The sequence below is a fragment of the Lutibacter sp. genome (assembly GCF_041562875.1).
Classification (GTDB): Bacteria; Bacteroidota; Bacteroidia; order Flavobacteriales; family Flavobacteriaceae; genus Lutibacter.
In genome coordinates this window covers 1-6,238 of sequence record NZ_JBFFOE010000123.1, presented here as the reverse complement: position 1 = coordinate 6,238, position 6,238 = coordinate 1, and the positions used below count along the sequence as shown (strand labels likewise).

The 6,238-nt window shown below is 32.4% G+C and carries 3 protein-coding genes; all 3 read left to right on the top strand.

What is annotated here, in order from left to right:
* Positions 1–2,934 (top strand): hypothetical protein (locus ABY863_RS12250; protein ID WP_372795245.1); only part of this gene is annotated, 2,934 nt, incomplete at its 5' end.
* Positions 2,935–2,942: 8 nt separating this feature from the next.
* Positions 2,943–4,742, top strand: a complete 1,800-nt coding sequence (locus ABY863_RS12245) for a glycoside hydrolase family 3 protein (RefSeq protein WP_372795243.1) — start codon at positions 2,943–2,945, stop codon at positions 4,740–4,742.
* A gap of 19 nt (positions 4,743–4,761) precedes the next feature.
* The gene (locus tag ABY863_RS12240; RefSeq protein ID WP_372795241.1) at positions 4,762–6,027 is read left to right on the top strand and encodes a glycosyl hydrolase family 17; all 1,266 of its coding nucleotides are present in this window, start codon (positions 4,762–4,764) and stop codon (positions 6,025–6,027) included.
* The last annotated feature ends 211 nt before the right edge of the window (positions 6,028–6,238 follow it).

The window sequence follows — 6,238 nt, the reverse complement described above, 5'->3', positions numbered from 1 at the left end:
GTATTAGATGGAATTCAAAATATATTGCCTTACGGCGTTTCAGCAGATTTGCAAAATGCAAGTAGCAATTTGGTGGATGCCTATAAAAAATGCGAGTTAGAAACTGACGCTGGATTGGGGATTTTTGCTTTAAGTGCAATTATAGTTGATAAAGCAGAACCAAGTGAAGCATTAAAAGCAAACATTGTTTGGTCTTTTGGAATTGAAAATCCAACTTATTTATTATCCTCATTGCAATTGGATAATTTCAGAAAAGGAAAGGAAATTCAGCAAGAAATTGATATTAAAGCAGAAAAAGGTGCTTATTTTATTTGTGCAGAATTAACTATAACAGGTGAATCTGAAAAAAATTGGAGCATTATAGCTGATGTAAATCAGTCCATAGTTTCCGTAGTTCAAATTAAAGAAATAATTAAGAATGAACCGAATTTAGAAGGATTGGTTCAAGACGATATTCAATTAGGCTTAAAACAATTGTTAGAACTTAATGGTGCTGCTGATGCACTGCAATTAACTGCGGATAAACAAAGAAATACACGTCATTTTGCCAACACGCTGTTTAACATTATGCGTGGTGGTATTTTTGATAATAATTATCAAATTGAAAAAGGTGATTTTATAAAATACATGGCAAATGCCAATAAAAAAGTATCTAAGAAAAAGGAAGAAATATTAGAGCAACTTCCTGAATTGTTTACTCTAAGTTATTTAAAGGGATTAGCAGAAAAAGATGTAGATAAAAATTTCAAACGACTTTGTTTTGAGTATATGCCTTTGAAATTTAGTAGAAGACATGGAGATCCAAGCAGACCTTGGAACAAATTTTCTATCAATACAAGAAGTGAAGTTGATGGTTCAAAAATATTGGACTATGAAGGAAACTGGAGAGATATTTTTCAAAATTGGGAAGCTTTAGCACACTCATATCCAGAATTTATTGAGAGTATGATTCATAAGTTTTTAAACGCCACAACATTTGATGGTTACAATCCTTATCGTGTTACAAAAGATGGTTTTGATTGGGAAACTATTGAGCCAGACAACCCTTGGTCGTATATTGGTTATTGGGGAGACCATCAAATTATTTACTTGTTGAAATTCTTAGAATTTATTGAAAAACATTATCCAGCAAAATTAGCAAGCTACTTTAATCAGGAATTATTTGTTTACGCAAATGTACCTTACAAAATAAAAAGTTATGAAGCTATTTTAGCAAATCCGAAAGACACTATTGTTTTTGATGTAGAGCTGGATGAAGAACTCAACCGAAAAAAGAATGAGTTAGGCGCTGACGGCGCTTTATTAAGAGATGAAAATTACTTTATTTATAAAGTAAATTTAATAGAGAAATTATTAGCAACCGTACTAGCAAAAGTATCAAACTTTATTCCTGAAGGTGGAATTTGGATGAGTACCCAAAGACCAGAATGGAACGATGCAAACAATGCTTTGGTTGGAAATGGAGTTTCAATGGTAACCTTGTATTATTTAAGACGTTTTTTAAAATTCTTTGAAGGAATTGTTTCAAATACTACTTTAGAGACCGTAGAAATTTCAGAAGAACTGGCATTGTTTTTTAATGAAATTGTGGCAACTTTCAGTGAAAATAAAAATTTATTGGCTGGAAAAATTTCAGACAAGGATAGAAAAAAGGTGCTTGATGGACTTGGAAATGCAGGAAGCAATTTTAGAACTGCCATTTATGAAAACGGATTTTCAAGTAACAAAGGAACTATTTCAAAAGCAGATTTATTAGACTTCACTAAAATCACCCTTCAATTTATAGATCATTCTATTGAAGCGAATAAAAGAGCTGATAAATTATACCATGCCTACAATTTAATGACTGTTAAAAACAAACAGGAAATTGTAATCTCTTATCTACCAGAAATGTTGGAAGGTCAAGTTGCTGTTTTAAGTTCTGGTTATATTTCGGAAACTGATTCTTTAGAACTGTTAAATGCATTAAAAGCCAGTGCATTATTTAGACCAGATCAATACAGTTATATATTATATCCAAACAAAGAACTTCCAAGATTTAATGATAAAAACAATATCAATTCAAAAAAAGTTGAAAAATCTGCATTGCTTCAGCAACTTTTAAAAGATGGGAACACACAAATTATTGTAAAAGATATTGTGGGAAACTATCATTTTAATGGAAATTTCAATAATGAGAATAGCCTTAAAACAGCACTTTCTCAATTATCAGAAGAAAAATATAAGACATTAATTGAAAAGGATAGTGAGTTTGTATTAGCCATTTTTGAAGAAATTTTTGATCATAAATCATTTACAGGAAGATCGGGTACTTTCTTTGGTTACGAAGGATTGGGTTCTATTTACTGGCACATGGTTTCTAAATTATTGTTAAGTGTTCAAGAAACTTGTTTAATGGCTGTTTCAAATAAAGAAAGTGAAGTTACCATTGGAAAATTGTTAGATCATTATTACGAAATTAATGAAGGAATTGGGGTGCATAAATCACCTGAATTGTATGGCGCATTTCCAACCGATCCGTATTCGCATACACCAGGAGGAAAAGGAGCACAACAGCCAGGAATGACAGGGCAAGTAAAAGAAGATATTTTAAGTCGTTTTGGAGAATTAGGTGTTTTTGTTGAACATGGAAAATTAGTATTCAATCCAAGATTATTAAGAAGAGACGAATTTTTAAAAGAACCAAAAGTATTTAAATACACAAATATCAATAAAGAAGTACAAGAAATTGAATTAGAAAAAGAGTCACTTTGTTTTACCTATTGTCAAATTCCAATCATCTATAAATTATCAGAAAAACAAGGAGTGAAAGTAGTGTTTAATAAGGATTCTATTCTAGAATTTGATTGCCTTCAACTTGATTCACAAACAAGTAAAAAAGTGTTTGAAAGAACAGCTGAAATTAATAAAATAATCGTGTATTTAAACAAGTAATTTTTAAGATGAGAAAACTAATTTCAATAGTAATTATAGCCTTGATGGTTTTTAGTTGTGCTAAAAAACAAACGAAAATAATTGATAAAGAGGCGATAATTGAATTTAAAGTTGACTCGTTATTAGCACTCATGACCTTGCAAGAAAAAATAGGTCAAATGACACAAGTAAGGCATTTTGATAGTATTACAGATGATGAAATAGCTTCCAAATTTATTGGATCTGTAATTCATACAGATGGCCCTGCTCCCGGAGCAGATGCTGTTGGTTGGCAAGCCAAATTTGTTTCACTTCAAAAGAAAGCTTTATCATCCAGATTGGGAATTCCATTGTTATTTGGCGTAGATGCCGTTCATGGTCAAAACACTTTTGATGGTGCCACCATATTTCCTCATAATATTGGAATGGGAGCAACAGGTAATGCTAAATTAGTTGAAGAGGCTGCTGCAATTACAGCTATTGAAGCTCAGGCAACTGGTTTTAACTGGGTATTTTCGCCTTGTATTGCTATTCCTTACAATGAAAAATGGGGAAGAGTCTATGAAGCATTTTCTGAAAGCACTGAGCTAACACAAGAATTAACCAAAGCATCGATTAGAGGTCATCAAGGTGATTTATCTAAAAGCAATACAGTAATGGCTACGGCAAAACACTTTATTGGTGATGGTGCTACAGATTTTGGGGTTGAAGGTGGAAATACTTCTATAAGTATGCAAGAAGTTTACGAACGATTGTTGCCACCTTATCGCGATGCTGTAAATGAAGGTGTTGGCGCGGTAATGGTTTCATTTAATACCTTGTCAGACAAGCCAATGCATTCGTATAAAGAAATGATTACGGATGTGCTTAAAGATAGTTTGGGTTTTGATGGAATTGTAGTTACCGACTGGAAAGGGTATTCAAGATTTGGTGAAAATGACATTATAAATGCGGGTATTGATATGGTAATGGCAGTAGATGGTGATTTAGATATGTTTCAAAGCGGACTAAAAAAGGGGGTTGACAGTAGTTATGTTTCTCAACAAAGAGTTGATGATGCTGTAAGAAGAATTTTACGACAAAAATTTCGATTGGGATTGTTTGAACATCCTTTTCCAGATGCTAATTTAATTGCAGAGATTGGAAGTCCTTCTCATAGAGAGAAAGCTAAACAAGCGGTTCGAGAATCGTTGGTTTTGCTTAAAAATGAAAACAAGGCTTTGCCTATTGATAAAACAGCTAAAAAAATAGTAGTAGTTGGTGAACATGCCAATAATACAGGATTGCAATCTGGAGGCTGGACAATTACTTGGCAAGGAAAGAATCAAAATTATGTTGGCGCAACTACCATATTAGAAGGTATTAAAGAAATTGCAAAAGGTGAAGTTATTTATGATGAATTTGCCATTGGGAATTATATAGATGCTGATGTAGTAATTATTGTTGTAGGTGAAACTCCATATGCTGAATTTTTTGGAGATGTAGGAGATGGCAAGGGGAAATATCAACTTACTTTAAGTGAAGCACACCAAAAATATATAAATGCATATGCCAACAAAGGACCTAAAGTAATTGTGGTTTTAGTTTCAGGAAGACCTTTGGTAATAACAAATCAAATAGAACGGTCTAATGCTTTTATTGCAGCTTGGTTACCTGGATCTGAAGGAAATGGGATTGCAGAAGTATTATTTGGGGACTTTAATTTTAAAGGAAAATTACCACATTCCTGGCCTAAATCTGTAGAGGATTTTGAAGGTAAGTTCGGTCCTAATTTTTGGGATACATCAATTACACCTTTGTATGAATTTGGTTATGGACTAAGTTATTAATATTAAAAATATTTAAAAAATGAATAAAATATTAAAAATAGTTTCAATGCTACTAATTTCAATTTTTATATTTAGTTGTTCTGAAACACCTTCTAAAAAAGTAGAAAAAACAGCCGCTGAAATAATAGGAAATCCTGAATATTTAGCAATTTCTTATGGAGGTTATCGTGAAAATACTAGAGATATTGAACCTTCAATGGATCAAGTTAAAGAAGATCTGAAAATTTTAGCAGCTATGAATGTTAAAATTTTAAGAACCTACAATGTGCATTTAAATGAAGCATCAAACTTATTAAAAGCAATTACAGAACTTAAAAAAGAAGATCCAACTTTTGAAATGTACGTTATGTTAGGCGCTTGGATAGATTGTAAAAATGCTTGGACAGAATTTGAACCAGATCATAATTTAGAAAGTGATAGAAATACTATTGAAATTGCCACTGCAGTAAAATTAACCAATCAATACTCAGATATTGTTAAAGTAATAGCAGTTGGAAATGAAGCAATGGTGCGTTGGGCAGCAAGTTATTATGTGCAACCCAATGTAATTTTAAAATGGGTTAATCACTTACAAGAACTAAAAATCAAAGATGAACTTCCTGCTGAATTATGGATAACCAGCTCTGATGACTTTGCATCTTGGGGTGGTGGTGATACAAGTTATAGAACACCAGATTTAGAACAATTGATCAAAGCAGTTGATTATGTTTCAATGCACACATATCCAATGCACAATACTTATTACAATCCTGAATTTTGGGTTGTTCCAGATAGTGAAAAAGATTTTTCAGATGCCGAAAAAGTGGATGCTGCGATGTTACGTGCACTGGAATTTGCAAAAAAACAATATCAAGATGTTTCAAGCTATGTGAAAAGTATAGATTCAACGAAAACAATTCATATAGGAGAATCAGGTTGGACAACAATTTCAGATGGACATTACGGAAAGGAAAGTTCAAGAGCCGCTGATGAATATAAAGCGGGTTCCTATTATAAAATGATGCGTGAATGGACAAACGAAGAAAAAATTTCACTATTCTACTTTGAAGCCTTTGATGAACAATGGAAAGATGCTAAAAATCCAGTAGGTTCAGAAAATAATTTTGGCTTAATTAATTTAAAAGGACAAGCAAAATATGCTATATGGGATTTGGTAGATGTAGGTGTTTTTGATGGATTGACTCGAGACGGAAAGCAAATTACAAAAACATACAATGGAGATAAAAATGCCTTGATGCAAGAAGTTTTAATGCCACCATTGGCAAATAAACCAATTGCAAATTAAGAATACCTAAAAATCACAAATCAAACTAAAATTTAATAAACATGACACATTATAAAACAGACCCAAAAGATATAGTACCAATAGTAGAGAAAGTTGCTTTTGGAGCAGGGCATTTAGCAAATCAATTATTCCCAGCAGCGTTAGGTGTTTTTATGATTATTTTGGTTTTAGCTCTTAAAATGGATCCATTTTTAGCGGGTTTGTTAGCTGC

What these genes read in the sequence shown, in the direction of transcription:
- ABY863_RS12240 (WP_372795241.1), top strand. Translation starts at nt 4,762, where the DNA reads ATGAATAAAATATTAAAAATAGTTTCAATGCTACTAATTTCAATTTTT.
- ABY863_RS12245 (WP_372795243.1), top strand. Translation starts at nt 2,943, where the DNA reads ATGAGAAAACTAATTTCAATAGTAATTATAGCCTTGATGGTTTTTAGT.